The organism is Rugamonas rivuli (genome assembly GCF_009380165.1).
GTDB lineage: Bacteria > Pseudomonadota > Gammaproteobacteria > Burkholderiales > Burkholderiaceae_D > Rugamonas > Rugamonas rivuli.
Genome location: NZ_WHUF01000010.1, coordinates 118,397 through 143,012 on the forward strand (window position 1 = coordinate 118,397; position 24,616 = coordinate 143,012).

Genomic DNA, 24,616 nt, shown 5'->3' on the forward strand with positions numbered 1-24,616 from the left:
CGTTGCCACATTCCAGGAACACCCATGAAAAAATGCATCATCGTCGCCGCCATCGCGCTGGCCTACGGCGCCGCGCAGGCCGCCGCTCCCGCCACCGCGCCGCGCGCTGAAAACGCCTTCCTGTCGCAAGCCGACGCCGCCGCCCGTTCGGCGCGCGTGGCCAATGTCGACTACACGCTGGACTTCACGCTGACCGGCAAGGAAACCTTCTCCGGCACCACCACGCTGAGCTTCGACCTGAGCGACGCCAGCGCGCCGCTGACCATCGACCTCGACAAGGCCACCATCGCCAGCATGACCGTCAACGGCAAGGCCGTGACGCCGCAATACAACCAGTGGTTCATCACCGTCGCCGCCGCCGATCTGAAGGCCGGCCGCAACAGCGTCACCATCAGCTACCAGCGCCTGCACAGCACCAATGGCGAAGGCTTGCACCGCATGGTCGACCCGGTCGACAACCGCGTCTACACCTACTCGCACTTCGAGCCGGCCGCCGCGCACCAGATGTTCCCGGTGTTCGACCAGCCCGACCTGAAGGGCACGTATGAAATCACCGTCACCGCACCGGCCGACTGGGTGGTGTCGTCGACCAAGCGCGAGACCGGCATCCAGGACATCGGCAACACCAAGCGCTGGACCTTCCCGCGCACCAAGAAGCTGAGCTCCTACAACTTCGCCATGCACGCCGGTCCGTACAAGGTGTGGGAAGACCGCAGCGGTCCGTATCCGATGCGCCTGTTCGCGCGCCAGTCGGTGGCGTCGCAGGTGTCGCCGCAGGACTGGTTCAGCTACACCCGCCGCGGCCTGGTGTTCTTCGACCAGTACTTCGGCGTGCCTTACCAGTTCGAGAAATACGACCAGCTGCTGGTGCCGGACTTCCTGTACGGCGCGATGGAAAACGCCGCCGCCATCACCTTCGCCGAGCGCGGCTTCCTGTACAAGGACGAGATGACCTCGGCGCAGAAGCAAAGCCTGGCCGGCGTCATCATGCACGAGATGGCGCACCAGTGGTTCGGCGACCTGGTGACGATGAAATGGTGGAACGGCCTGTGGCTCAACGAAAGCTTCGCCTCCTTCATGGGCACGCTGGCGACCGCCGAGTCGACCGAGTTCAGCAACGCGTGGCAGGGCTTCTACTCGGGCGCCAAGCAGAGCGCCTATGTGCAGGACCAGCGCGTGACCACGCACTCGATCGAAACGCCGGTGCCGTCCACCGCCAACGCCTTCGACAACATCGACGCCATCACCTATTCCAAGGGCGCGTCGACCTTGAAGCAGCTGCGCCACCTGCTGGGCGAGGAAGTGTTCCGCCAGGGCGTGCACAACTACCTGGTCAAGTACTCGTACCAGAATGCGAAGCTGGACGACTTCATCGGCGCCCTGGGCGAGGCCGCGCACCGCGACCTGAGCGGCTGGACCAAACAGTGGTTGTACGAGCCGGGCGTCAACACCATCGCGGCGGAATACAGCTGCGCCGGCGGCAAGATCAGCGCCTTCACTCTGCGCCAGAGCGCGCCGAGCAAGGCGATGCCGACGCTGCGCGAACAGCGCGTACAGATTGGCTTGTTCAACCTGGGCGCCGATGGCCTGACGCTGAGCAAGAACCTGGCCGTCACCTATCAGGGCGCTAGCACCGCCGTGCCTGAACTGAAGGGCGCGGCTTGCCCGGATCTGGTCTATCCGAACTATCAGGACTGGGGCTATGCGCAGGTGCAGCTGGATAAAAAATCCTTCGCCACCGCGCAGGCGAGCCTGGGCAAGGTGGACGATCCGCTGCTGCGCTCGATGCTGTGGCAAAGCCTGTGGGACGGCGTGCGTTCCGCCAAGCTGCCGCTCAACGAGTTCCTGAAGACCGTGCTGGTCAACGCGCCGGGCGAGAAGGATTACACCTTGCTGGGCGACGTCACCGGCAAGGTGCGCGCCGCCAGGGCTTACCTCGATGAGATGGGCCCGTCGGCCGCCGGCTACAAGGCCCAGGTCGGTCCGCAGCTGGAGCAGATGGCGTTTGCCGCCACCAACGCCGCCAGCGGCGACAAGAACTTCCAGCGCCGCTGGTTCTCGACGTATCTGGACCTGGCCAGCAGCCCGGCCGCGCTGGCGCAGCTGGCAGACATCCTCAGCGGCAAGCTGGTCGTGCCTGGCCTGAATGTGAGCCAGGATGTGCGTTGGGACATCATCAACCGCCTGAACCGCTTTGCCTATCCGGGCGCGGCGGCCTTGCTGGCGGCCGAGCAGGAACGCGACAAGTCCGACAGCGGCCAGGCCGCCGCGCTGGGCGCCACCGTGATCCAGCCGGACGCCAAGGTCAAGGCCGAGTGGCTGGCCAATATCGCCGATCTGCAGACCAAGCTGCCGTTCTCGAAGATTCGCCGGGCGATGGAAAGCATGTACCCGGCCGAGCAGGGCGCGTTGAACGAGCTGACCGCAAGCCAGCGTCTGGCGCAGCTGGGGCAGATCGACAAGGCGGCCGGTCCGGTCTTCATGCGTTCGTATGCCAACATGATGATACCGGCTGGCTGCACGCCGGCCAGCGTTCAGCGTTTGCAGAGCGCGGTTGGCAAGTTGAAGGACTTGTCGGCAGGCACGCGGCGCGCGCTGCTGGTGACGCATCAGGAAGATGAGCGTTGTGTGGCCATCAAGAAGGCGATGACCTTCAACTAAAAACCAACCCGCGCGCTGAAAAGCCCGCGGGTTTTTTCATGGTGGCTTTACAAGCGTTCGCTCAAGCGTGCCTTGCGCGCCATGCCGTCCGGGCCGAACAGGATGACGAAGTCGGCGTAGCGCGGCTCGCCATCCTTGGTTGGCGTCAGTGACGGGTAGCGGTAGCGCCAGGCCTGGTAGCCGCTGTCGAAACGGATCACGCTGGCCGGGCCCAGCGCGGCCTGCATCTGCTGCATGCTGCGGTGGTCGTCGGCCACGGCGGTGTCGGCCGCGTTGGGCGGATCGTCCTGGTAATGCAGTTCCAGCAGCGTATCGTCGGACCAACTGCGGTCCCATAGCGGCGCATAGAAGCTGCGGTCCAGCAGCATCTGGCAATCGCAGAAGGGCAGGGTGGACGGGGTCTGCGTGCCGCCGGCGTACAGCATGTCGAACGGCAGCGCCTCGCTGCGCGCGTCGTCGTGCAGCGTGACGGCAAACAAGGGGCGCTCGCTGAAGAACAGGTAATTGCCTTGCAATGAAGCGCAGACGCGGTCGGGATCGGTGAACAGCTCGCCCAGCCAGGCGAACAACTGGGCATTGTTGGACAGCAGCCCGGCCTGCACGCCGACCTTGCATTCGAGCCGCAGGTCGCCGAGCCGGCGCATGTTGGCCGGCACGCCGGGACTGCGCACGCGGGCACGCCAGGTAAGCGTGCTGGTCTTGCTGCTGGCGATCAGCGCCGCGTCCTCCGCAAGCGCACGGGCGTTGCGTTCCAGCGTGAAGGTGTGATCGGGCGCCACCGCGACTGGCAGCGACAGCGTGTCGCCGGCCACGCGCAGCGTGATGCCGTCGAGCTGCGTGGAGGGCAGGCGCGGCAGCAGTTCGAAGCGCAGCGCGGCCTGCGGCGCCAGCGCATGTTCGCGCTCGAATCGATCCATGCCGGCGATCATCTTGCGATAGGATTTGTCGACCGGATCGCGCGTGGCCGCGACGGTCACGCGCGGCGGTCCGGCATCCTGGCCGCGGGCCGTGCAGGTCAAGGCCGCCGCCAGCACGGCAGGCAGCCAGAATAGGAATGGATGGCGCATCGCCGCTCCCTCCGTCTAAAACCCGATGGTAGAGCTTTGCGCGGCGCGGCGGCGCACCGCTGCCTGCTATCGGCCTGTCAGCGGCCTGTGACCGGCGCGGCTTCCATGCGTGCCTCGCTGGCGCGCTCCGTCGCGGGCGGCGGGTTGAGCGGCTGGTGTTCGATCCAGCGCAGCAGCTCGCGGCCGAACACGCGGGTGCGGGCGGTGTCGAGTTGGCGTTTCTTGTAGGCGTCGTGGCTGGCCGGACCGGTCAGGCTGCGCTGGTAGCTGGCTTCGTCCATCAGCTGGATTTCGTACTCGAAGAAAAAGCCGACATCGTAATCCTGCTCCGGCCCCGCATCGAGCTGCTGCACGTGGATCATCTTGCGCACCGTGACCTGAATGCTGTTGAAGCCGCTGCCGCTGTGCGGATTGTCGCAGCGGGTCTGCGGCTGCGCCAGTTCGGCCAGTTCGGCGTCCATGATTTGCAGCAGCCCGGCCGGGTAATCGTCGCTGTGCTCCAGCTGGGCGCGGTACTTGTTGAAGATCTGCTTGGCCGCCTCCAGGTCCAGCAAGGTGTTGCGGGTGCGCTCGGCGTCGACATTCGTCACCGACAGCAGATGGGCGCGCTGCAGCGTGCGCAGCGCCAGCAGGCATTCGAAGCGGGTGGCGAACACCAGCCGCACGCCCAGGTGGTCGAAGATGTCGGCCGCCAGGTAGGCGGCTTTTTGCAGCAGCTTGAGCAGGATGCTGCTGCGGCCCTTGTTGTCCTTGCGGTCGTAGTGCAGCATCGGCAGGCAGACTTCGCCGTCGGTCAGGTAGTGGCGGTCGCCGTCGTGGCGTATCACCTCGTCGAGCGTGCCGAACACCTGCGCGCGGATGGCGTGGAAGTGGCGCAGCTTGAGGTTGTTGTCGATGTAAAAAATCCCGTGCATCACCTTGAGCACCGCGCACGACCACATGCGCCGCACGTCGACGTGCTGGCCGCGCAGCGAGGCGTACACCAGCAGCAGCAGGGGATCGTCGGGATGGGTGACGTCGCGCGGGATCAGCCTGGCCTGCTCCGGCGTCAGGAAGCTGTGGACGATGAAGTCGACCGCCTCGCGATGGGCACGCCGTATCAGCGCCGGCGCGGCCGGCTGGTCGAGGTCGAAACCGTACTCGCGCACGAACTGGTGGGCGTCGTGCAGGTTGCGCAACGCCAGCGCGCCCAAGTCGATTGCCGACACGCCATTGGCAATCGCGTTGAGATAACTCCAGTTGAGCGAGAACTTGCCCCCGCTCTTGAGCGAGGCTTTGAGTTCGGACATGGCATCAGGCTGAGGCTGTGATGATTCAGTATCGCAGCCAGTTGGGGCAGCGTCAATGCTGCACCGCCGCACCTGCGGCGCTCTGCTTTCAGTCCAGCTACGCGAACTGAGGTTTGTCATTACAATAAGATGATCTTATTTGAATCGAAGGAGTCCGCATGTCCTTTCTGATAGTCCTTGCTGCGCTGGTGTTCCTGATGCTGGCCGCGTATCGCGGCTACAGCGTGATCCTGTTCGCGCCGGTGGCGGCGCTGGGGGCGGTGCTGTTGACCGACCCGGGCGCGGTGGCGCCGGTGTTCAGCGGCATCTTCATGGAGAAGATGGTCGGCTTCGTCAAGCTGTACTTCCCGGTGTTCCTGCTCGGCGCCGTGTTCGGCAAGCTGATCGAGCTGTCCGGCTTTTCCGAATCCATCGTGGTGGCGGCGATCAAATACATCGGCCGCTCGCGCGCCAATGCCGTCATCGTCGCCGTCTGCGCCTTGCTCACCTACGGCGGCGTGTCGCTGTTCGTGGTGGTGTTCGCGGTCTACCCGTTCGCCGCCGAACTCTACCGCCAGAGCAATATCCCCAAGCGCCTGATGCCGGGCGCGATCGCGCTGGGCGCGTTCTCGTTCACCATGGATTCGCTGCCCGGCACGCCGCAAATCCAGAACATCATTCCCACCACCTTCTTCAAGACCACAGGCTGGGCCGCGCCGTGGCTGGGCGTGATCGGTTCGCTGTTCATCATCGTGGTCGGCCTGAGCTTCCTCGAATGGCGGCGCCGCTCGGCGATGGCGGCCGGCGAAGGCTACGGCGCCACCGGCGCCAAGGACGCCGCCCACGCTGCCAGCACCGGCCTGCCGCATCCGCTGCTGTCGGTGGCGCCGCTGATCCTGGTGGGCGTGGCCAACTTCATCCTGACCAAGCAGATCCCCGGCTGGTACGGCGACAGCTACGCGCTGACCATGGAAGCCTTGCCCGGCCTGCACGCGGTGGTGACGGTGCCGGTCAAGACCGTCATCGGCATCTGGGCGGTGGAGGGCGCGCTGTTGCTGGGCATACTGCTGGTGGTGGCGACCGCCTTCGGCCGCATTCGCACCACCTTCGCCGACGGCACCAAGGCGGCGGTCGGCGGCGCGCTGCTGGCGGCGATGAACACCGCGTCCGAGTACGGTTTCGGCGGCGTGATCGCTTCGCTGCCGGGCTTCCTGGTGGTCAGCGACGCCTTGCGCAGCGTGCCCAATCCGCTGGTCAACGCGGCGGTGTCGGTCAGCTCGCTGGCTGGCATCACCGGTTCGGCCTCGGGCGGCATGAGCATCGCGCTGGCGGCGATGGCCGACACCTTCATCAAGGGCGCGCAGGCGGCCAATATTCCGCTGGAGGTGCTGCACCGCGTGGTGGCGATGGCCAGCGGCGGCATGGACACGCTGCCGCACAACGGCGCCGTCATCACGCTGCTGGCCGTCACCGGCCTGACGCACCGAGAGTCCTACAAGGAGATTTTCGCGATCACGCTGATCAAGACGACGGCGGTGTTCTTCGTCATCGCGGTTTACTACCTGACCGGGCTGGTCTGACGGCGCAGCGCTGCTAGCCGTCGGTGCCGTCCAGCATGCCGTGCACGCTGTAGCTCATCATGGCGAGGAAGGCCACCAGTCCGAGGTAGAGCACGCCGTAGTTGATGCGGGTGTCGCGCGCCACCTCGTAGTACTGGGCCGGCTTGTCGGGATCGCCCCAGATCGCCGCCTTGATCTGCGGGTAGGCCAGCACGGCCACCAGGATCAGCATCGGGCTGGGGCTGTAGAAGAACAGCGCCGCCAGCAGCGGCACGCCGGCCAGCCACACCTTGGGCGAGATGATGGCCGTGATGCGGCCGCCGTCCAGCGGCGAGATCGGGATCAGGTTGAACAGGTTGAGCATGCAGCCCGAGTACGCCAGGGCCAGCAGCAGGCGGCTGTCGTTCTCGCGCGCGAGGAAGTAGCAGGCCAGCGCGGCGGCGGTGCCGGCCAGCGGCCCGGCGAAGCCGACGTAGGCTTCGGTCTCGACGTCGTGCGGCACTTCCTTCATGGCGATCCAGGCGCCGACGAAGGGGATGAAGGTGGGCGCGCCGACGTTGAGGCCGCGCTGGCGCGCCGCCACGTAGTGCCCCATCTCGTGGACGAAGATCAGCAGCACGAAACCGACCGCGTAGCGCCAGCCGAACACCCAGCTGTACACCACCATCGACACCAGCATGGTGCCGCAGGTGGTCAGCAGCTTGCCCATCTTGCCGGCGGCCAGCAGCCACAGGATCAGCTTGCCCATCGCATCAGTCCCGCTTGCTCAGGTCGACGCCCGGCGCTTCGCTGGCGGCCGGCTCGGCGGCGGTTGCTTCGCTGGCCGCTTCCGCTTTCTTGCGGCCGAAGGCTTTGTACACCCAGCTGCCGACGGCGGCGATGCCGATCAGGATGATTTTCTTGAACGCCAGCAGCAGTGCGAAGATCTTGCCGAAGAAGCCCAGCTTGGCCGCGATGCCGCCGGCCACCAGCGCCGCCAGGCCGTACTCGGCGACCTTGTCGGTCTTGCTGTCGAAGTCGCCGTAGCGGTTGCCCGGCGTGAAGTCGGTGAAGGCGGTGACGTTCTTCATCTCGCTCTTGACCTGGGCGATCTGCTCCATGCCGGCCACGGCGTTGAGCACCAGCACGCCCTCGCGGCCCAGCACGCGGATGTTGTAGTTCAAGCCGTTCTCCTTGCTGCCCTCGGTATGCAGCTCCTTGGCCCAGTACAGCTTGTGCTGCGCCTTGTTGTAGCTGGGCGGCTCGGCCCAGCCGATCAGCGTCATCGCCGCATAGCCCTGTTCCTTGCGGGTGGTGTTGTTATCGGCGATGGCTTCCTTCATCTGCGTCAGCAGCTCGGCGTAGTTGATGCTGTCGGCATCGTCGTCCTTGACGTGGCCATCCTTGTCGTAGGTGACGATCACGCCCCAGCCGGCCGCGCTCAGCGGGTTGACGTCGGCCGGCAAGATCATGCCCAGCGTCTGCGCGCCCGGCGGATTGCCCCAGCCGTCGACCAGCACCTTGCTGGTGTCGTCCGGCGCCAGGTAGCGGAAGCTGGGCGGCAGGTCCAGCGTGGCGATGTTGCCGGGCAGGGTGATCTTGCCGGTCTGGAAATGCAGCCCGGCCAGGAATTGCTGCTCCGTGACTTTCGGCGCCGGCGCCGGATCGGGCGCGGCGGCGGCCAGCAGCGGCGCGCTCAGGGTCAGGCTCAACAGGGTGGCGAGGATCAGGCGCATCGTTACTCCTTGTAAGAAAACTATATCTTACAGGAAACTATTGCGTATTTGGTAATTACTTCCAGTGGCGGCCAGTGTGGAAAAAAGGGTACAGAAAGGGAGGCGCTGCGCACGACCGTGCGATTGCTGCCGAGTTGATTTCATGTCAGTATTGCCGCGCAGTCCAATCAAAAAATAATTACGGAGACAGATTTGAAAAACACCATGCTCATTTGTGCTCTGGCCGCCGCCGCTACCGCTCAGGCAGCCACCGGGCCGGAGTTCGATGCCAAGCATTTGTCGCAAGACGTCAAAGTGCTGGCGTCGGATGAATACGAAGGCCGCGGCCCCAACACGGCCGGCGAAACCAAGACCGTCAACTACCTGATCGAACAATTCAAGGCCGCCGGCCTGCAGCCGGGCGGCGACCTGCTCAAGGGCCAGAAGACCCAGCGCAGCTGGACCCAGGATGTGCCGCTGGGCCGCTTTGAAATCAAGGGTCCGGTCAAGCTGGTCGTCAGCGACGGCAAGGCCAGCCAGGAACTCCGGCAGGGCGAGGACATGGCCGTGCGCGCCGCCATGAACGGCAGCAAGCAGGTCGACTTCCGCAACGCGCCGCTGGTGTTCGTCGGCTACGGCGTCAACGCGCCGGAGCGCAAGTGGGACGACTTCAAGGGCTTCGACCTGCGCGGCAAGCTGGCCGTGGTGCTGATCAACGATCCCGATTTCGAAACCGGCATCGGCGACTTCGGCGGCAAGGCCATGACCTACTACGGCCGCTGGACCTACAAGTACGAAGAGATGGCGCGCCGCGGCGCGCTGGGCACCATCATCGTGCACGAGACCGCGCCGGCTTCCTACGGCTGGGCCACGGTGAAGAATTCCAACACCAACGTCATGTACGACATCGTCCGCAAGCAGCCGGGCATGGCGCACGCGCCGATGGAGGCGTGGATACAGCGCGAGCTCGCGGCCGACCTGTTCAAGCGCGGCGGCCAGGATTTCGAGGCGCTCAAGAAGCTGGCGCAAACCCGCAACTTCAAGCCGGTGCAGCTCAAGGGCGTGACGCTGACGGCCAGCTACGCGGTCGATGCGCAAACCATCGTGTCGAAGAACGTGGCCGGCCGCGTGATCGGCAGCACGCATCCGGAGCAGACCGTGATGTACAGCGCGCACTGGGACCACCTGGGCGTGGGCCTGCCCGACGCCAAGGGCGACAAGATCTACAACGGCGCGGTCGACAACGCCACCGGCATCGCCGCCCTGCTGGAACTGGCGCGCGCCTACGGCAAGGCGCCGGCGCCGCAGCGCAGCGTGCTGTTCCTGGCGGTGACGGCGGAAGAGAAGGGCTTGCTCGGCTCCGAGTACTACGCCGCCTATCCGCTGTATCCGCTGGCGGAGACGGCCGGCATGATCAACATGGATGCGCTCAGCCCCTACGGCCCGGCGCGCAACTTCACCATTTCCGGCAGCGCCAAGCTGGACTTGCTGGACCAGCTGATCGCCAAGGCCAAGCAGATGGACATGGCCTACGCGCCCGATCCGAAACCGGAAGCGGGCCACTTCTTCCGCTCCGACCACTTCCCGCTGGCCAAGCGCGGCGTGCCGGCGATTTCCTTCGGTTCCGGCGACGACTGGATAGACGGCGGCGTGGCGGCCGGCCACAAGGCGGAAGAGGACTATGTCACCAACAACTACCACCAGCCGTCGGACGAATGGAGCGCCGCCTGGCCGTTCACCGGCATGGCGCGCGACCTCGGCCTGCTGTACGGCCTGGGCCGCGATCTGGCCGATTCGGCTGCCTGGCCGAACTGGGCGCAGGACGCCGAATTCCGCGCCATCCGCGACGCCAGCTCGGCGAAGCGCAAATAGTCGCCAATTTAATTAAAAAGCAATAGAATGCTTGCGCACCCGCTGTCATGCCGGTGCGCTTTTTTTTGCAGCCGCATTCCTCATCCGGAGATTTCGCATGACCCTGTCACTACGCCGCACCATCCTGGCCGCCTCGATCGCCCTGTTGTCCACCGGCGGCGCGCTGCACGCCGCCGAGCCGGCCAAAGCCGCCAACGCCGCCAAAGCCGAGATCGGCATCCCCGACATCCCGTACACCAAGTTCGTGCTGAAGAACGGCCTCACCGTGCTGGTCCATGAAGACCACAAGAGCCCGGTGGTGGCGGTCAACACCTGGTACCACGTCGGTTCGAAGAACGAGAAGGCCGGCAAGACCGGCTTCGCCCACCTGTTCGAACACCTGATGTTCAGCGGCAGCGACCACTTCAACCAGGGCACCTTCATCAACGCCATGGAGCGCATCGGCGCGACCAACCTGAACGGCACCACCAACACCGACCGCACCAATTATTTCGAGAACGTGCCGACCTCGATGCTGGACTACACGCTGTTCGCCGAGAGCGACCGCATGGGCCATCTGCTCGGCGTGCTGGACCAGAAGAAGCTGGACCTGCAGCGCGGCGTGGTGCAAAACGAAAAACGCCAGGGCGAGAACCAGCCCTATGGCGTGGCCTACCAGCTGCTGACGGAAAACACCTGGCCGGCCGGCCACCCGTATTCGTGGACCGTGATCGGCTCGATGAAGGACCTGGACGCGGCCTCGATGACGGACGTGCAGGAATGGTTCAAGACCAACTACGGCCCGAACAATGTGACGCTGGTGCTGGCCGGCGACATCACGCCGGAACAGGCGCGCGAGAAGGTCGAGAAATACTACGGCGAGATCCCGGCCGGCCCGCCGCTGGCCAAGCATGAGGCGTGGGTGGCCAAGCGCACCGGCACCCATCGCGGCACCGTGCAGGACCGCGTGCCGCAGGCGCGCATCTACCGCGTGTGGAACGTGCCGGGCGCGCACACCGCGACCGAGCCGCTGCTGGACCTGGCCGCGCACGTGCTGGGCGGCGGCAAGACGTCGCGCTTCTACAAGCGCCTGGTGTACAAGGACCAGCTGGCCACCAACGCCAGCGCCAGCAACGACTCGTCGGAAATCGCCGGCCAGTTCGACCTGACGCTGACCGCCCGTCCCGGCGCCGACACCCGCAAGCTGGAACAGGCCGCCGACGAAGAGCTGCGCGCGCTGATGAAGTCCGGCCCCACCGCGGCCGAGCTGGAGATCGCCAAGACCGCGATCCTGGCGCGCTACACCCGCATCGTCGAGCGCGTGGGCGGCTTCGGCGGCAAGAGCGATCTGCTGGCGTCCTGCGCCACCTACACCGGCAAGCCGGACTGCTACAAGGATTACCTGAAGGCGATCAAGGCCGCCACGCCGGCCGCCATCAAGCAGGCGATGAACGAATGGCTGGCCGACGGCGACTACGTGCTGGATGTGCAGCCCTTCCCGACCAATCTGTCCGCCGGCGCCAAGCTGGACCGCAGCGCGCCGCCGGCGCTGGGCCAGCCTGAATCGCTGAAGCTGCCGGCCATGCAGAGCGCCACCCTGTCGAACGGCCTGAAGGTGGTGCTGGCCGAGCGCCACAGCGCGCCGGTGGTCAATCTGTCCATGATGGTCGATGCCGGCTACGCGTCCGACGCGCAAGACTTGCCCGGCCTGGCCAGCCTGTCGCTGCGCATGCTGGAAGAGGGCACGCCGACGCGCGGCTCGCTGAAGATCAGCGAAGAGTTCGAAGCGCTGGGCGCCGAGTACAGCGCCTACAGCAACCTGGACGGCGCCTTCGTCCAGCTCAACGCGCTCAAGGCCACGCTGCCGAAGGCGCTGGACATCTACGCCGACGTGCTGCTGCATCCTGCCTACGCGCAAAATGAACTGGACCGCCTGAAGAAGGACAGGCTGGCCGCCATCGCCCGCGAGAAGAGCAATCCGCAGCTGATGGCGCTGCGCGTGATGCCGGGCCTGATCTACGGCCAGGGCCATGCCTACAGCCTGCCGCTGACCGGCAGCGGCACCGAGGCCGCCGTGGCGCGCATCAGCCGCGACGACCTGGTCAAATACCACGCGACCTGGTTCAAGCCGAACAACGCCACGCTGCTGGTGGTGGGCGACACCACGCTGGCGGAAATCACGCCGCTGCTGGAAAAAACCTTCGGCGGCTGGAAGGCCGGCGCGGTGCCGCAGAAAAACGTGGCCCAGGTCGCGCCGGCCGACAAGCCGGTGGTCTACCTGATGGACAAGCCGGGCGCGCAGCAAAGCGTGATCTACGCCGCGCAACTGGCGCCGCCGCGCAATGCGCCGGACGCCGTGCAGCTGCAGGTGGTCAACAACATCTTCGGCGGCAGCTTCAGCTCGCGCATCAATATGAACCTGCGCGAAGACAAGCACTGGTCGTATGGCGTGGGCGCCAGCCTGCAGCCGGCCGTGGGCCAGCGCCTGTACCTGAGCACCTCGCCGGTGCAGACCGACAAGACCGGCGCGGCCTTGCAGGAACTGGTGCAGGAATACGCCAATATCGCCGGCGCCAAGCCGATCACCGCGGCCGAGCTGAGCAGCGCGCAGGAAAACGAAACGCTGCGCCTGCCGGGTTCGTTCGAGACGGCGGGCCAGCTGGCCGGCGCCTACAGCACCATCCTGCAGTACAAGCTGCCGGCCGACTACTACAACAGCTTCACCGGCAAGGTGCTGGCGATGACGCCGGAGCAGGCCAACGCGCTGGCGGCGCGCACCGTCACGCCGGGCAAGCTGACCTGGCTGGTGGTGGGCGACATGAGCAAGGTGGAGGCCGGCGTGCGCGCGCTGAACCTCGGCGAAGTGCGCAAGCTCGACGTTGACGGCAAGCCGGTCCGGTAAGTTTTCGATGCCCGACAGAATCCCCGCCTGGTGCGGGGATTTTTTTTGTGGCGCAGATGTAGCGGAACATTTCCCGTGTCGCAATTTTAATTGTATTTTGATAATTTATGTGTACAAAATGCATCGAATATGGTTTACTGAAATCTCTAGGCGTCATCGGTTTTTGTCCCCCCCTACGCAAGGAGTAGCAGCCATGAACAAGACGATCCTCACCGCGCTTTTGGCGGCCTCGGCCGCATTAAGCCTGGGCGGCGCCGCGCAGGCGGCCAATATGGTGGTCAACGGCAGTTTTGAGGATCCCGGCTTCAGCCTGCCGACCGGCTCCTACTGCTACCTCGGCGGTCCTTACGATTGCGGCAGCGTCAATGGCTGGAGCGGCTACTTCCCGCTGATGCTGTCGAACAGCGGCCCATGGGGCAATCCGAACACGCCCGCCGGCGACGTGCTGATCGGCATCCAGGGCACCAGCGTTGCCGAACAGATGCTCAACCTGGCCCCCGGCACCTACACGCTGTCCTGGATCGACGCCGGGCGCGGCAATTACGGCGGCCCCACCGAAGTCTATGAAGTCTCCGTCGGCGGCAATGTGCTCAGCGTCGAGACGGTCGGCTACGGGGCGGGCTGGATGGCCAAGTCGCTGACCTTCACCGCGGCCGGCGCCACCATGCTGCGATTTGCCGGCCAGACCCAATACGACGCCACCGCCTTCATCGACAACGTGGCGGTCAACGCCGTGCCGGAGCCGGGCACCTACGCGATGCTGGCCGCCGGCCTCGGCCTGCTGGGACTGGCTGCCCGCCGCCAGCGCGCGCGCCGGGCTGACTAGCAAGCTGCACATCATCAAAAAAACCGCCGGCGTTGCGCCGGCGGTTTTTTTTTATGGCGGCGCGGCGCAAGGCCGAAGGGTTGTCATAATTTCATGTTAGTATTAAAGCATTCTTCCGAGCACAGGTATAGATCCATGAAGCTGCTGTACAAATTCAACCTGTTGCTGCTGCTGATATTCGGGCTGGGCTGGTTTGCCACCGCCGCCATGACGCGCGACGTGCTGCGCGATAACGCCCGGCGCGAAGTGGTGTCCCACGCCAGCCTGATGATGGACGCCGCCATGGCCGCGCGCGAATACACCACCAACGAAGTCAAGCCGCTGCTGGCGGCCGGCATGCTGACGGCCTTTCTGCCGCAGTCGGTGCCGTCCTACGCGGCCACCCAAAGCTTCAACAAGCTGCACCAGGCGCACCCGGATTTCAGCTACAAGGAAGCGGCGCTCAACCCCACCAATCCGCGCGACCGGGTGGCCGACTGGGAGGCCGACGTGGTGCGGCAATTCCGCGACCACACCGAACTGAAGGAAGTGATCGGCGACCGCCAGACGCCGTCCGGGCCGTCGCTCTACCTGGCGCGGCCGATCCGCATCAGCGACGGCCGCTGCCTGGCCTGCCACAGCACGCCGGACGCCGCGCCGGCCACGATGAAGGCGCTGTACGGCGTCAACAACGGCTTCGGCTGGAAGCTGGGCGAGACCATCGGCAGCCAGATCGTGTCGGTGCCGCTGGCGGTGCCGCAGCGCGAAGCCGAGCGCGCCTACACGCTGATCATGGGCGGCATGGCGCTGACCTTCGGCGCGCTGCTGCTGGCGCTCAACGCCATGTTCTACCTGCTGGTGCTGCGGCCGGTGCGGCGCATCAGCCACATCGCCGACGCCGTCAGCGCGGGGCGGATGGATGTCGAACCGTTCCCGGCCGGCGGCAGGGACGAGATCGCCGTGCTGGGCCAGGCCTTCAACCGCCTGCGCCGCAGCCTGGAAAAAGCCATGGCCTTGCTGGCCTGAGGCGCGCGATGGGCGTCGACGTTTTCCTCAGCCACTCCCACGTCGACAAGGTGTTTGCCGACGCCATCTGCCATCGGCTGGAAGCGGCCGACATCCGCTGCTGGGTGGCGCCGCGCGATATCCGTCCCGGCGACGACTGGGCCGAATCCATCATCGACGCGATGGACCAGGCCAAGATGCTGGTGCTGATCTTTTCGGCCAGCGCCAACAATTCGCCGCAGGTGCGGCGCGAGGTCGAGCGCGCGGTCAACAAGGGCTTGATGGTGCTGCCGTTCCGCATCGAGAACGTGCCGCTGTCGAAGAGCCTGGAATACTTCATCAGCACCCAGCACTGGCTCGACGCCATCACCGGCGACCTGGAACAGCACCTGGACGAACTGTGCCACTGCGTGGCGATGCTGCTGGAACGCTTGCCGCAGGCCGCGCCGGCGTCCGTAGCGGCCAGCGTTGCCGCACCGGCCATCGCCATCGCCATCGCCATCGCGCCGGACGCGCTGGCGGCGATCGAGCGCGCGCTGGCGCAGGAGCTGGGGCCGATCGCCAGCCACCTGGTGCGGCGGGCGATGCTGGCGGCGCCGTCGCGCAAGCAGCTGGTGGCGGCGCTGGCGCAGGAAATCGACGACGCCGCCGAACGCCAGCGCTTCCTCACCCGCTGCCATGGCGCCGGCTGACGACGCATCGCCACCCTACGCGCTGCCCTTCGTGGTGGCGGTCTCCGGCCACCGCGACCTGCATCCGGACGACGTGCCGGCGGTGGCCGCCCAGCTGTACCAGTCCATCGAATTGATCGCGGCGGCGCTGCCGCACACCCCCATCCATTTCCTGTCGGCGCTGGCCGACGGCGCCGACCAGCTGTTCGCCGAACAGGTGCTGGCCTTGCAGCGCGCCTGCGCCGCGCGCGAAGGCGAGGGCGGCCGCCGCATCGAGCTGGTGGTGGCCTTGCCGATGCCGTTCGACGACTACTGCCGCGAGCAGGCCGGCGGCGAGGCCGAGGCGCGGCGCGACCCTGCCGGCTTCGAGGCCGGGCGGCTGGCCTTCGCCGCGCGCTGCCAGCGCTACAGCGCCTGCGCCGGCAAGGTGTTCGTGATACCGCCGGCGCCGCCGGCCGCGCTGCTGGGCACGCCGATGACGCGGGCCGAAGCGGCGTATGCGCAGCTGACCCGCTACCTCGGCATCCACGCCCAGCTGCTGCTGGCCGTGTGGGATGGACAGAGCGGCGGCGAACAGTTTCCGCGCCTGCCCGGCGGCACGCTGGACCTGGTGCACGCGCTGCTGCACGGCGTCGAACGCGATCCGCACCGGCGCAGCCGGCGCCGCTTCGCCGAGCCGGCGCGCGGCAACCTGCTGCATCTGTACAGCCGCCGCGCCCAGTCGTCGTCGGACGGCTTGCCTGCCGCCTCGGCGGCGGGCGGCGCGCGGCTGCTGCGCGCCGGCGCACGCGACGGCGAGGCCGTGGCGCACTGGATGGCGCCGCAGCCGGAGTGGCCCGGCGTGCTGGCGCCCACGCTGCGGTCCTGGCTGCGCGCGCCGATCCGCGCCTGCGAACGCTGGGCCGAGCACCGCGCCTGGCGCGACGCCGTGGCGCACACCGAAACCCGCTTGCAGCGCACGCTCGATGCGCCGACGCTGGCCGTGCTGTACCGGACCCACGCCGCCGGCCGCGAGATCGACCTGCTCAACCGCCTGCACCGGCAGGCGCTGCTGGCGAGCGACGCCGACGCCGCGCAGCGCTACGCCGCCAGCCTGGAGGCCAGCGGCGGCGCTTTCCTGGACAGCCTGGGGCAGGGCGCGGCGGCTTTGCCGGCCGGCGTAACGGCCGCGTTACCGGCCGCCTTGCCGGCCGCCCAGCGTCCCGGCCTGGCGCCGCTGCTGCAAGCGTTTCGCGTGGCCGACGTGCAGGCCGAGCGCGCCAAGCGCTGGTGGCGCTATCGCTGGCGCTTCATGGCGCTGGCGGTGATCATGGCCTCGGCCGCGCCGACGCTGCGACTGGCCAGCGGCACCCACGGCGAACTGGTGGAGTCGGTGGTGTTCACCTCGGGCGCGATGTGCGCGGTCGGCACCTATCTGTGGGTGGCGCTGTCGCGCCGGCGCAATGCCTACCTGGACTACCGCGCGCTGGCCGAAGGCTTGCGCTGCCAGATGTACTGGCTGTGCGCCGGCGAATCGTCGCTGGTCACGGACCACTGCGCGCAGCGCGCCGGCGGCGGCATGGGCTGGGTGCGCCACGCGCTGGACGCCTGCCTGGTGGCGCCGCCGGTGCCGGGCCTGGCGGCGCGCGGCGTGCTGCGCGGCTGGATCGACGACCAGCGCGCCTACCTGAGCGGCGCCGGCAACCGCTGGCGGCGGCGCCAGCACGCGCGCGCTGTCGCGATCGGCAACAACATGCTGCTCAGCGCGCTGATGATGTCGCTGGCGGCGCTGGCGACCACGCTGGTGTTCGGCCGCAGCCACATGCTGCCGCTGATCCTGCTGCTGGCCGGCATGAAGCTGGCGACCGGCGTCGGCGCCGCCTGGCTGTCGCTGGCCACCAAGATGGGCCACGGCGAAACGGCGGCCCAGGCCGAGCAGCTGCACAAGCTGTACGGCCGCGCCGACGCCGAACTGCTGCGCAGCGAAAGCGCGCCCTGTTCGAACGCGGAAAAGGAACACCACGCGCGCGACCTCGCGTTCGCGCTGGGCAAGGCCGTGCTGGACGAGAACGCCGGCTGGCTGGCGGCCTACCAACAGCGCCGCCTGAACTGGCACGGGCGCTAGCGGGCCAACAACGGGCGAACAACTGCGCCGCTACAGGTAGCGCGCCAGCAGCGCGCCGTCCAGGGCCGGGTCGAGTTCGATGTGCACGAAGTGGCCGCTGCCCGGCGCCACCGCGATGTCGCTGCCGTCGTCGGCGCGCATGCGCGTCAGCGTCAGGTCGCGGTTGCCGCCGGGGTGGATCACCTCGATGCGGTCGCCGACGGCGAAGCGGTTCTTGACCTCGACCCGCGCCCAGCCGTCCTGCATGCCCAGCACATCGCCGACATACTGGCTGCGCTCCGCCTCCGACGCGCCGCGCATATAGTTCTGGTGCGCCTGCGTGTGGTGGCGCTGGTAGAAGCCGTCGGTGTAGCCGCGGTTGGCCAGGCCCTGCAACTGGCCCAGCAGGCCGATGTCGAACGGCCGCCCGGCGACGGCGTCGTCGATGGCCTGGCGGTAGACCTGGGCGGTGCGCGCCGCGTAGTACAGCGACTTGGTGCGGCCCTCGACCTTGAGCGAGGTGACGCCTATCTTCACCAGCCGCTCGATGTGCTCGACCGCGCGCAAGTCCTTGGAATTCATGATGTAGGTGCCGTGCTCGTCCTCCAGGATAGGCATCAGCTGCCCCGGCCGTCCGGTCTCCTCGATCAGGTAGGGCTGGTCGGCCAGCGGGTGGCGCGGCTGCTGGTGCAGCGACGACCATGGCTGTTCGGCCTGCTCCAGCGCCTGCTCGAAGCGCAGCGGGATGGTTTGCATCGCGCCGAGGTCGCCGCTGGCGTCTTCGGCGGCCTGCTGCACCTTGTAGTCCCAGCGGCAGGAGTTGGTGCACGTGCCCTGGTTGGGATCGCGATGATTGAAGTAGCCCGACAGCAGGCAGCGGCCCGAGTAGGCAATGCACAGCGCGCCATGCACGAACACTTCCAGTTCCATCTCCGGACAGCGCTGGCGGATTTCCTCGATCTCGTCGAGCGACAGTTCGCGCGACAGGATCACCCGCGTCAACCCCATGCGGTGCCAGAACTTGACGTCGGCCCAGTTGACGGCGTTGGCCTGCACCGACAGGTGGATGGGCATGTCCGGCCACTGGTCGCGCACCATCATGATCAGGCCGGGATCGGCCATGATCAGCGCGTCGGGCTTCATCGCGATCACCGGCGCCATGTCGCGCAGGTAGGTCTTGAGCTTGGCGTTGTGGGCGAAGATGTTGGAGGCGACGAAGAATTGCTTGCCGCGCGCATGCGCGCCGTCTATGCCTTCCTGCAGCGTTTGCAGCGTGGAAAAGTCGTTGTTGCGCACGCGCAGGCTGTAGCGCGGCTGGCCTGCGTAGACGGCGTCGGCGCCGAAATCGAAGGCGGCGTGCATCTTGGCCAGCGAGCCGGCGGGGAGGAGGAGTTCGGGTGCTTGGAGCATGGCGGCGGGCAAAATCCAGGCAGTCTAGCCAGGACGCCGTCGCATTTCCTTGTCCTATATCAAAAAATCCCGCCTGCGCTGGCCGTCACAGCGTCTTGCTGCACAGCCGGAAGTCGGGATCGTCCTCGTAGGGGCGGATCTGGAAGCCCAGGCTGGCCATCAGCTTGAGCATGCCGCTGTTCTTGCACAGCACCAGGCCGTCGATCTCGCTCAAGCCCTTGTCGCGCGCCACGTCCATGATGGCCAGCATCAGCCGCGTGCCCAGGCCCTGGCCGCTGTAGCGGTCGTCCACCAGCAGCGAGAATTCGCAGCTGCTGCGGTCGGGGTTGGCGATGTAGCGCGATACGCCGATGATGCTGTCGGTCTCGACGAACTCGCCGTCCGGCCCCGGCGCGCGCTGCGTCAGCACCGCCACCAGCGCCATCTCGCGGTCGTAGTCGATCAGCGTGTAGCGCGCCAGCATCGGCACCGACAGTTCGCGCAGCGACGAGGCGAAGCGGTAGTAGCGCGACTTTTCCGACAGCCCGCGCACCAGCTCTTGCAGCATCGAGGCGTCGTCCGGCTGCACCGGGCGCAGCGTGTACTGGCCGCCGCCGCGCATCGGCCACTCCTGCGTGTAGCTGGACGGGTAGGGCAGGATCGCCAGGTGGCCGTAGCCCTGCGCCGACGGCGGCGCGGCGTCGACCACGATGCGGGCGTCGACCGCCAGCGCGCCATGCTCGTCGACGATCAGCGGGTTGATGTCCATCTCGCGCAGCTGCGGCAGCTCGCACACCATTTCCGACACCCGCAGCAGCATTTGCTCGACCGCCTCGCGCTGGGCCGGCGGCGCCCCGCGCCATTCGCCCAGCGTGGCGGCCGAGCGCACCCGGCCGATCAGGCGCTGCGCCAGGAACTGGTTCAGCGGCGGCAGCTCGACCGCGCGGTCGGCGATCAGCTCGATCATGGTGCCGCCGGCGCCGAAGCTGATCGCCGGGCCGAACAGGCGGTCGGTGACGACGCCGATGTACAGCTCGCGGCCGTGGCGCTTGCCGGCCATCTTCTGCACCGTCACGCCGTTGATGCGGGCGTCCGGCAGCAGGCGGCGCACGGTGGCCATCATGTCGCCGTAGGCGTCGCGCACGGCGGCGGCGTTGGCCAGGTTGAGCACCACGCCCTGCACGTCGGACTTGTGGGCGATGTCGGGCGAGTCGATCTTCAGCGCCACCGGGTAGCCCAGCTGGCTGGCGATCAGCATCGCCTCGGCGGCGCTGCGCGCCAGGATGGTTTGCGTGATCGGGATGTGGAAGGCCGCCAGCAGCGCCTTCGATTCCATTTCGGTGAGCACCTTGCGGCGCTCGGCCAGCACGCCCTCGATCAGCAGGCGGGCGCCGTCCAGGTCGGGCTGGGCCAGCTGCGACAGCGGCGGCGGCGTCTGGTGCAGCAGCTGCTGGTTCTGGTAGAACGAGGCGATGTTGGAAAAGCCGTCGACCGCCGCTTCCGGCGTGCGGAAGGTGGCCAGGCCGGCGGCGTTGATCAGCTGGCGCGCCTCGGCCACCTGGCGGTCGCCCATCCAGCAGGTCAGCAGCGGCTTGCCGAGGCCGGCGTTGAGGGCGCTGACGGCGCGCGCCACGGCGGCCGGATCGCCGCCCAGCTTGGGCGAGTATATCACCAGGATGCCGTCGACCTGGCTGTCGCGGCCGCAGGCCTGGACCGCCGCGCTGAAGGCCTCGGCGCCGGCTTCCTCGGACAGGTCGATCAGCTGGGCCAGGCTGGCGTGCGGCGGCAGCTCGGGCGCCAGCGCTTGCGCGGCGGCGGCCGACAGCGTCGCCAGTTGCAGGCCCAGGTGGTCGATCCAGTCGGCCGCCAGCACACCGGGGCCGCCGCCGTTGGTGATCACGGCCAGCCGCGGCCCGACCGGGCGGTAGCGCGAGGCCAGGCATTTGGCCGCCGAGAACAGTTGCACGAAGGACGACACCCGCACCGCGCCGGTGCGGCGCAGCGCGGCGTCGAACACCTCGTCGCTGGCGACGATGGCGCCGGAGTGGGTCAGCGCCGCCTGCGAGGCGGCCGCCGCGTTGCCGGCCTTGAGCACCACCACCGGCTTGGTGTTGGCGGCGCCGCGCAGCGCCGACAGGAAGCGGCGGGCGTCGGTCAAGCCTTCCATGTAGATGACGATGCTTTGTGTGGCCGGATCGGTGGCCAGGAAGTCCAGCGTCTGCGCCAGGTCGACGGCGGTGTTGGCGCCCAGCGAGACGACGGTGGAAAAGCCCACCGCGTTCTGGCTGGCCCAGTCGAGGATGGCCGTGGTCAGCGCGCCCGACTGCGAGATCAGCGCCAGGCTGCCCGGCTGCGCCAGCGGGCCGGCGACGCTGGCGTTGATGTGCAGGCGCGGGCGCTGGTAGCCCAGGCAGTTCGGGCCCAGCAGGTGGATGCCGTGCTTGCGGGCGATGGCGTGCAGCTCGCCGGCCAGCGCGCCGTCGACGCCGGCCGACAGGATCAGCGCCGCCCGGCACTGGATGCGGCCGGCCACTTCCAGCGCGAAGCTCAGTTCATCGTTGGGCAGGGCGATCACGGCCAGGTCGGCGCGCGAGTGGGCCAGGTCGGACAGCGTGCCGCTCATGCCGACATCGAGGAAGGTCACCGGGCCGCTGAAGCCGCCTTGCTCCAGCTGGGCGCGGATGCCGCGGCCGTAGCAGGTCTGCTGGTCGGGCTGGTCGGCCTTGCCGGCGAAGACCACGAGGGACTGGGGTGAAAACAGCGGCGTCAGGTAGTGGGTTTCCATGGGGCGGGGGATGCGGTGGCCAGGATGATGCAAATATAACGTGAATCGAGTGTACTGAGCGAAATCAAATTTTTGCTTGATTCAAGTCAAAACAATCGGAATGGCGTAGCGCATCTGCGAGTTGTCGGACAGCGGATCGAAGCTGGCGTCGTAGATTTCCAGGTCGGCGCCGCCGCCGTGGCGGTAGACGGACTGGCACAGCCAGCTCGAATAGATGAAATCGACGGTGCGGTCGACCAGCTTGCCCAGTCCCCGGTGCACAAAGGTCGCGTAGTGCGCGGCCGGCAGCTCGATGCGCTGCATGCCGGCGGGCAGCGCGTCGGCCTGGCGCACTTCGATGGCGGCGTAGTATTCCAGTTCGTCCGAGTCGCCCGCCACCGGCTGCACCACGCCGTAGCAGCAGCCCGGCACGGCGTGCTGCACCTCCGGCAGGCGCGCGATGAAGCGCTCCCACAGCTGCGGCAGCTGCTGGCCCAGATTGTTCTTGTCGGAGTCGCTGCCGTAGAAGCGCGTGTGCATGCCGACCAGCAGCATCGGCGGCCGCGCGGCCAGCACCGGCGTGTGTTCGATGTTCCGGTGGAGGTGGCGCAGGTAGTCCGCGTCCATTTTCAGCTTGCGCACGATGAGGTTGCGCCGTCCTTGCTGGCGGAATTCGTTGGGCGTCAGCGCGTAGCGTTCCTTGAAGGCGCGCGTGAACGCCTCCTGGCTGTGGTAACCGGCCAGGATGGCGATGTCGAGTATGCCCAGCCGCGTGTCCAGCAGTTTGTCGAGCGCGTTGGCGAGGCGGCGCGTGCGGATGTAGTGCTTCAGCGTTTCCTTGGTCAGCGCCTTGAAGATGCGCTGGTAGTGCCATTGGCTCAAGCCGGCTTCCTGCGCCACGGTGGCCAGCGCGATGTCTTCCTCCAGATAGGTTTCGATGAAGTCTATGCCTTGCTGTATCTGCGTCAGGTAGTTCAATCGCGCTCCGAGGAGATGGTCAGGTATCGAAGAAGCCGGTCACCGTCACCAGCCGGCCCGCCTCATTGTAGCGGCCTACGCTGACGCCGTCGCCGATGACCTGGCCTTGCGCGTTCAGCATGTCCCACTGGGCGACGCTCTGGCCGTTGTGGTAGCGGAAGCGGCGGGTGGCGAAGTGGCCGCCCGGCACCTGCTGGTGAAAGTTCGCCATGTACGCCATCAGTTCGCCCCAGCCGCTGGTGCTGGCCAGCGGATCCTGGTAGGTGCAGGCGTCGGCCAGGCTGGCGCCGAGCAGGGCGCGCTTGTCGTCGACATTGTCCGCCTTCCAGGCGGAGGTGTAGGTTTCCCAAATTTGCTGATGATCGATGTGCACGGCGGACTCCTGGTTGGTTGGCAACGCAGGCATGATGCGCCAGGGCGGCGCATCGGTTTTGATATTTTGTGCTGTCCGCCGTAACCGTTCAGGCGACGGCCGCGCCGCGCAGCGCGGCCGGCTGGCGCTGCTTGGCGCCCAGCACCAGTATCCACAGCGCGAAGGCCACCTCGCCCAGCTGGCAGGGGAAGGCCAGGTTGGCGACCAGCTCGTTGTACTCCGGACGCAGCAGGCCGGCGCCGCTCAGCGCCAGGTAGGCGACGCCGTTGATGGTCAGCCACACCGCCAGGAAGCGCGGCAGGAAACCGCAGCGGTACACCAGCGCCGCCAGCGGGAACAGCCACAGGCCCCAGAAAATCTCCGACGCGAACGTCATCAGGTTGTGCATCTTCAGCAGCAGCGTGGCCAGGCCGGTGCGCTGGGCCTGGTCGAAGGCGGCCAGGAAGTCCGGGCCTTGCGCCAGGATCAGCGTGCCCATGTCGGTGAGCGAATTGAAGAAGTACAGCGGCGTGTCCATGAAGCCCATCATCAGCATCAGCAGGGCCCAGCTCTTGTTCACTTCCTTGAACAGCCGGTACAGCATGAAGGTCAGCACCAGGCTGGCGGAGGCGGTCAGCAGGTCGCCGACTATGCCCAGGCGGAACAGCATTTCATGCGCGGCGATGTTGTTGATCGTCGCCGCCGCATTGCCGTCGACGAACAGCTTGCTGGGAATGTAGACCAGGCGCAAAGGCGCGATCAGGATGACCAGCAGGTAGAAGAAACCTGCGACCCGGGCTTTTTTGCTGAGACTGTGCATGCTGTCACCTTTTTTTAAAAGTAGTGGTTGGATATCACGTGTCAACAATATCTGACATATGACAGCGACGCAAGATATATTTAATATAAAAGCATCAGGTATAGGGCGTGCCCGCCATGGCTGCCTGCAGGCCGAGCGTGCCTTGTTCTATTACGGCGAGAAATTCGGCTTTCGCCTGCGCGGCATCGCCGTGCTCGCGGAAAGCCTGGTGGGCCTGGTTGAAGGCCACGCGCCAGGTGGCCAGCAGCAGCGCGGCCGCCAGCCTGGCGTCGGCATCGTCCGCCGGCCGCCCCACGCTCTCGCACAGCGCCGCCGCGACCGCCTGCGCCAGCTCGTCGCCGATCGCCCTGGCCCTGGCCTTGAGCGCTTCGCTGCCGGCGATCGCGTCCATGTAGGCCCGGCCTTTGGCGGTGAAGCTGAGGTAAGGGCTGCGTACCGCCAGCCGGTGGGCCAGCCGGCGCAGCGTTTCGACCGGCGCGACGCCGGGTTCACGTTGCAGCAATGTCTGCCGCAACAGCTCGCGTCCTTCCTCCTCGCGGTCGAAGAACATGTCTTCCTTGCGCGGGAAGTGGTTGAACACGGTCATCCGCCCCACGTCGGCGGCGGCGGCGATCTGGTCCACCGTCACCTGATCGAAGCCGCGCTCGAAGAACAACAGGGTGGCGGCGTCGGAGATGCTTTGCCGGGTGGCGAGGCGTTTGCGGGTGCGGAGGTCGGTGGGTGTCGACATATGGCCTGGGGAGTGTG

At 67.0% G+C, this 24,616-nt stretch carries 18 protein-coding genes; 8 read left to right on the top strand and 10 right to left on the bottom strand.

Annotated elements, in window-relative coordinates:
• The first annotated feature begins 24 nt into the window (after positions 1 to 24).
• Entirely contained in the window at positions 25 to 2,661 is a 2,637-nt protein-coding gene (pepN, locus tag GEV01_RS28055; RefSeq protein WP_152809332.1) for an aminopeptidase N, read from the top strand.
• Positions 2,662 to 2,708: 47 nt separating this feature from the next.
• Here pepN and GEV01_RS28060 read toward each other — a convergent pair whose 3' ends face one another.
• Positions 2,709 to 3,728: a hypothetical protein gene (locus GEV01_RS28060; protein WP_152809334.1), complete on the bottom strand. Its 1,020-nt coding sequence runs from the start codon at positions 3,726 to 3,728 to the stop codon at positions 2,709 to 2,711.
• A gap of 77 nt (positions 3,729 to 3,805) precedes the next feature.
• On the bottom strand, positions 3,806 to 5,017 hold the full coding sequence (locus tag GEV01_RS28065; RefSeq protein WP_152809336.1) for a TIGR04552 family protein: 1,212 nt from the start codon (positions 5,015 to 5,017) through the stop codon (positions 3,806 to 3,808).
• Between the two features lie 158 nt (positions 5,018 to 5,175).
• On the opposite strand from GEV01_RS28065, the gene GEV01_RS28070 reads away from it, so the two are divergent.
• Positions 5,176 to 6,576 (top strand): GntP family permease, encoded by a 1,401-nt coding sequence (locus GEV01_RS28070; RefSeq protein WP_152809338.1) that lies wholly within the window; start codon positions 5,176 to 5,178, stop codon positions 6,574 to 6,576.
• Between the two features lie 13 nt (positions 6,577 to 6,589).
• Here the strand turns inward: GEV01_RS28070 and GEV01_RS28075 are convergent, their stop codons facing one another.
• Together GEV01_RS28075 and GEV01_RS28080 are read right to left on the bottom strand one after the other, a co-directional pair.
• The gene (locus tag GEV01_RS28075) at positions 6,590 to 7,303 is read right to left on the bottom strand and encodes a site-2 protease family protein (protein ID WP_152809340.1); all 714 of its coding nucleotides are present in this window, start codon (positions 7,301 to 7,303) and stop codon (positions 6,590 to 6,592) included.
• Between the two features lie 4 nt (positions 7,304 to 7,307).
• The gene (locus GEV01_RS28080) at positions 7,308 to 8,270 is read right to left on the bottom strand and encodes a DUF2167 domain-containing protein (protein WP_152809342.1); all 963 of its coding nucleotides are present in this window, start codon (positions 8,268 to 8,270) and stop codon (positions 7,308 to 7,310) included.
• A gap of 204 nt (positions 8,271 to 8,474) precedes the next feature.
• Here GEV01_RS28080 and GEV01_RS28085 point away from each other — a divergent pair, with 204 nt between their 5' ends.
• The 6 genes from GEV01_RS28085 to GEV01_RS28110 all read left to right on the top strand — a co-directional run bounded on the left by GEV01_RS28085 (position 8,475) and on the right by GEV01_RS28110 (position 17,587).
• Positions 8,475 to 10,121 carry a M28 family metallopeptidase gene (locus GEV01_RS28085; protein ID WP_152809344.1) on the top strand — a complete coding sequence of 549 codons (1,647 nt, stop codon included), beginning with the start codon at positions 8,475 to 8,477 and terminating at the stop codon, positions 10,119 to 10,121.
• A gap of 97 nt (positions 10,122 to 10,218) precedes the next feature.
• Positions 10,219 to 13,002: a M16 family metallopeptidase gene (locus tag GEV01_RS28090; RefSeq protein ID WP_152809346.1), complete on the top strand. Its 2,784-nt coding sequence runs from the start codon at positions 10,219 to 10,221 to the stop codon at positions 13,000 to 13,002.
• Between the two features lie 193 nt (positions 13,003 to 13,195).
• Positions 13,196 to 13,828, top strand: coding sequence for an FxDxF family PEP-CTERM protein (locus GEV01_RS28095; protein ID WP_175023257.1), 633 nt, complete (start codon positions 13,196 to 13,198; stop codon positions 13,826 to 13,828).
• Between the two features lie 135 nt (positions 13,829 to 13,963).
• Positions 13,964 to 14,833, top strand: coding sequence for a Tll0287-like domain-containing protein (locus GEV01_RS28100; RefSeq protein WP_152809350.1), 870 nt, complete (start codon positions 13,964 to 13,966; stop codon positions 14,831 to 14,833).
• Positions 14,834 to 14,841: 8 nt separating this feature from the next.
• Complete coding sequence (locus GEV01_RS28105; protein ID WP_152809352.1) at positions 14,842 to 15,504, top strand: toll/interleukin-1 receptor domain-containing protein; 663 nt, start codon at positions 14,842 to 14,844, stop codon at positions 15,502 to 15,504.
• Positions 15,491 to 17,587, top strand: coding sequence for a hypothetical protein (locus GEV01_RS28110; protein ID WP_152809354.1), 2,097 nt, complete (start codon positions 15,491 to 15,493; stop codon positions 17,585 to 17,587). Before GEV01_RS28105 ends, GEV01_RS28110 begins: the two co-directional genes overlap by 14 nt.
• Before the next feature lie 30 nt (positions 17,588 to 17,617).
• Here the strand turns inward: GEV01_RS28110 and trhP are convergent, their stop codons facing one another.
• The 6 genes from trhP to GEV01_RS28140 form a co-directional block, all read right to left on the bottom strand.
• Positions 17,618 to 18,976, bottom strand: coding sequence for a prephenate-dependent tRNA uridine(34) hydroxylase TrhP (gene trhP, locus GEV01_RS28115; protein WP_152809356.1), 1,359 nt, complete (start codon positions 18,974 to 18,976; stop codon positions 17,618 to 17,620).
• Positions 18,977 to 19,061: 85 nt separating this feature from the next.
• Positions 19,062 to 21,740 (bottom strand): bifunctional acetate--CoA ligase family protein/GNAT family N-acetyltransferase, encoded by a 2,679-nt coding sequence (locus tag GEV01_RS28120; protein ID WP_152809358.1) that lies wholly within the window; start codon positions 21,738 to 21,740, stop codon positions 19,062 to 19,064.
• Between the two features lie 81 nt (positions 21,741 to 21,821).
• Complete coding sequence (locus GEV01_RS28125; protein ID WP_152809360.1) at positions 21,822 to 22,697, bottom strand: AraC family transcriptional regulator; 876 nt, start codon at positions 22,695 to 22,697, stop codon at positions 21,822 to 21,824.
• A gap of 19 nt (positions 22,698 to 22,716) precedes the next feature.
• Entirely contained in the window at positions 22,717 to 23,103 is a 387-nt protein-coding gene (locus tag GEV01_RS28130; protein ID WP_152809362.1) for a nuclear transport factor 2 family protein, read from the bottom strand.
• A 55-nt stretch (positions 23,104 to 23,158) separates the two neighbouring features.
• Positions 23,159 to 23,869 carry a DUF4386 domain-containing protein gene (locus GEV01_RS28135; protein WP_152809364.1) on the bottom strand — a complete coding sequence of 237 codons (711 nt, stop codon included), beginning with the start codon at positions 23,867 to 23,869 and terminating at the stop codon, positions 23,159 to 23,161.
• A 94-nt stretch (positions 23,870 to 23,963) separates the two neighbouring features.
• Positions 23,964 to 24,599: a TetR/AcrR family transcriptional regulator gene (locus GEV01_RS28140; protein ID WP_152809366.1), complete on the bottom strand. Its 636-nt coding sequence runs from the start codon at positions 24,597 to 24,599 to the stop codon at positions 23,964 to 23,966.
• Positions 24,600 to 24,616 lie beyond the last annotated feature (17 nt).

What these genes read in the sequence shown, in the direction of transcription:
- GEV01_RS28135 (WP_152809364.1), bottom strand. Translation starts at nt 23,869, where the DNA reads ATGCACAGTCTCAGCAAAAAAGCCCGGGTCGCAGGTTTCTTCTACCTG.
- GEV01_RS28130 (WP_152809362.1), bottom strand. Translation starts at nt 23,103, where the DNA reads ATGCCTGCGTTGCCAACCAACCAGGAGTCCGCCGTGCACATCGATCAT.
- GEV01_RS28120 (WP_152809358.1), bottom strand. Translation starts at nt 21,740, where the DNA reads ATGGAAACCCACTACCTGACGCCGCTGTTTTCACCCCAGTCCCTCGTG.
- GEV01_RS28085 (WP_152809344.1), top strand. Translation starts at nt 8,475, where the DNA reads ATGCTCATTTGTGCTCTGGCCGCCGCCGCTACCGCTCAGGCAGCCACC.
- pepN (WP_152809332.1), top strand. Translation starts at nt 25, where the DNA reads ATGAAAAAATGCATCATCGTCGCCGCCATCGCGCTGGCCTACGGCGCC.
- GEV01_RS28080 (WP_152809342.1), bottom strand. Translation starts at nt 8,270, where the DNA reads ATGCGCCTGATCCTCGCCACCCTGTTGAGCCTGACCCTGAGCGCGCCG.
- GEV01_RS28095 (WP_175023257.1), top strand. Translation starts at nt 13,196, where the DNA reads ATGAACAAGACGATCCTCACCGCGCTTTTGGCGGCCTCGGCCGCATTA.
- GEV01_RS28100 (WP_152809350.1), top strand. Translation starts at nt 13,964, where the DNA reads ATGAAGCTGCTGTACAAATTCAACCTGTTGCTGCTGCTGATATTCGGG.
- GEV01_RS28060 (WP_152809334.1), bottom strand. Translation starts at nt 3,728, where the DNA reads ATGCGCCATCCATTCCTATTCTGGCTGCCTGCCGTGCTGGCGGCGGCC.
- GEV01_RS28065 (WP_152809336.1), bottom strand. Translation starts at nt 5,017, where the DNA reads ATGTCCGAACTCAAAGCCTCGCTCAAGAGCGGGGGCAAGTTCTCGCTC.
- GEV01_RS28075 (WP_152809340.1), bottom strand. Translation starts at nt 7,303, where the DNA reads ATGGGCAAGCTGATCCTGTGGCTGCTGGCCGCCGGCAAGATGGGCAAG.
- GEV01_RS28070 (WP_152809338.1), top strand. Translation starts at nt 5,176, where the DNA reads ATGTCCTTTCTGATAGTCCTTGCTGCGCTGGTGTTCCTGATGCTGGCC.
- GEV01_RS28140 (WP_152809366.1), bottom strand. Translation starts at nt 24,599, where the DNA reads ATGTCGACACCCACCGACCTCCGCACCCGCAAACGCCTCGCCACCCGG.
- GEV01_RS28090 (WP_152809346.1), top strand. Translation starts at nt 10,219, where the DNA reads ATGACCCTGTCACTACGCCGCACCATCCTGGCCGCCTCGATCGCCCTG.
- GEV01_RS28110 (WP_152809354.1), top strand. Translation starts at nt 15,491, where the DNA reads ATGGCGCCGGCTGACGACGCATCGCCACCCTACGCGCTGCCCTTCGTG.
- trhP (WP_152809356.1), bottom strand. Translation starts at nt 18,976, where the DNA reads ATGCTCCAAGCACCCGAACTCCTCCTCCCCGCCGGCTCGCTGGCCAAG.
- GEV01_RS28105 (WP_152809352.1), top strand. Translation starts at nt 14,842, where the DNA reads ATGGGCGTCGACGTTTTCCTCAGCCACTCCCACGTCGACAAGGTGTTT.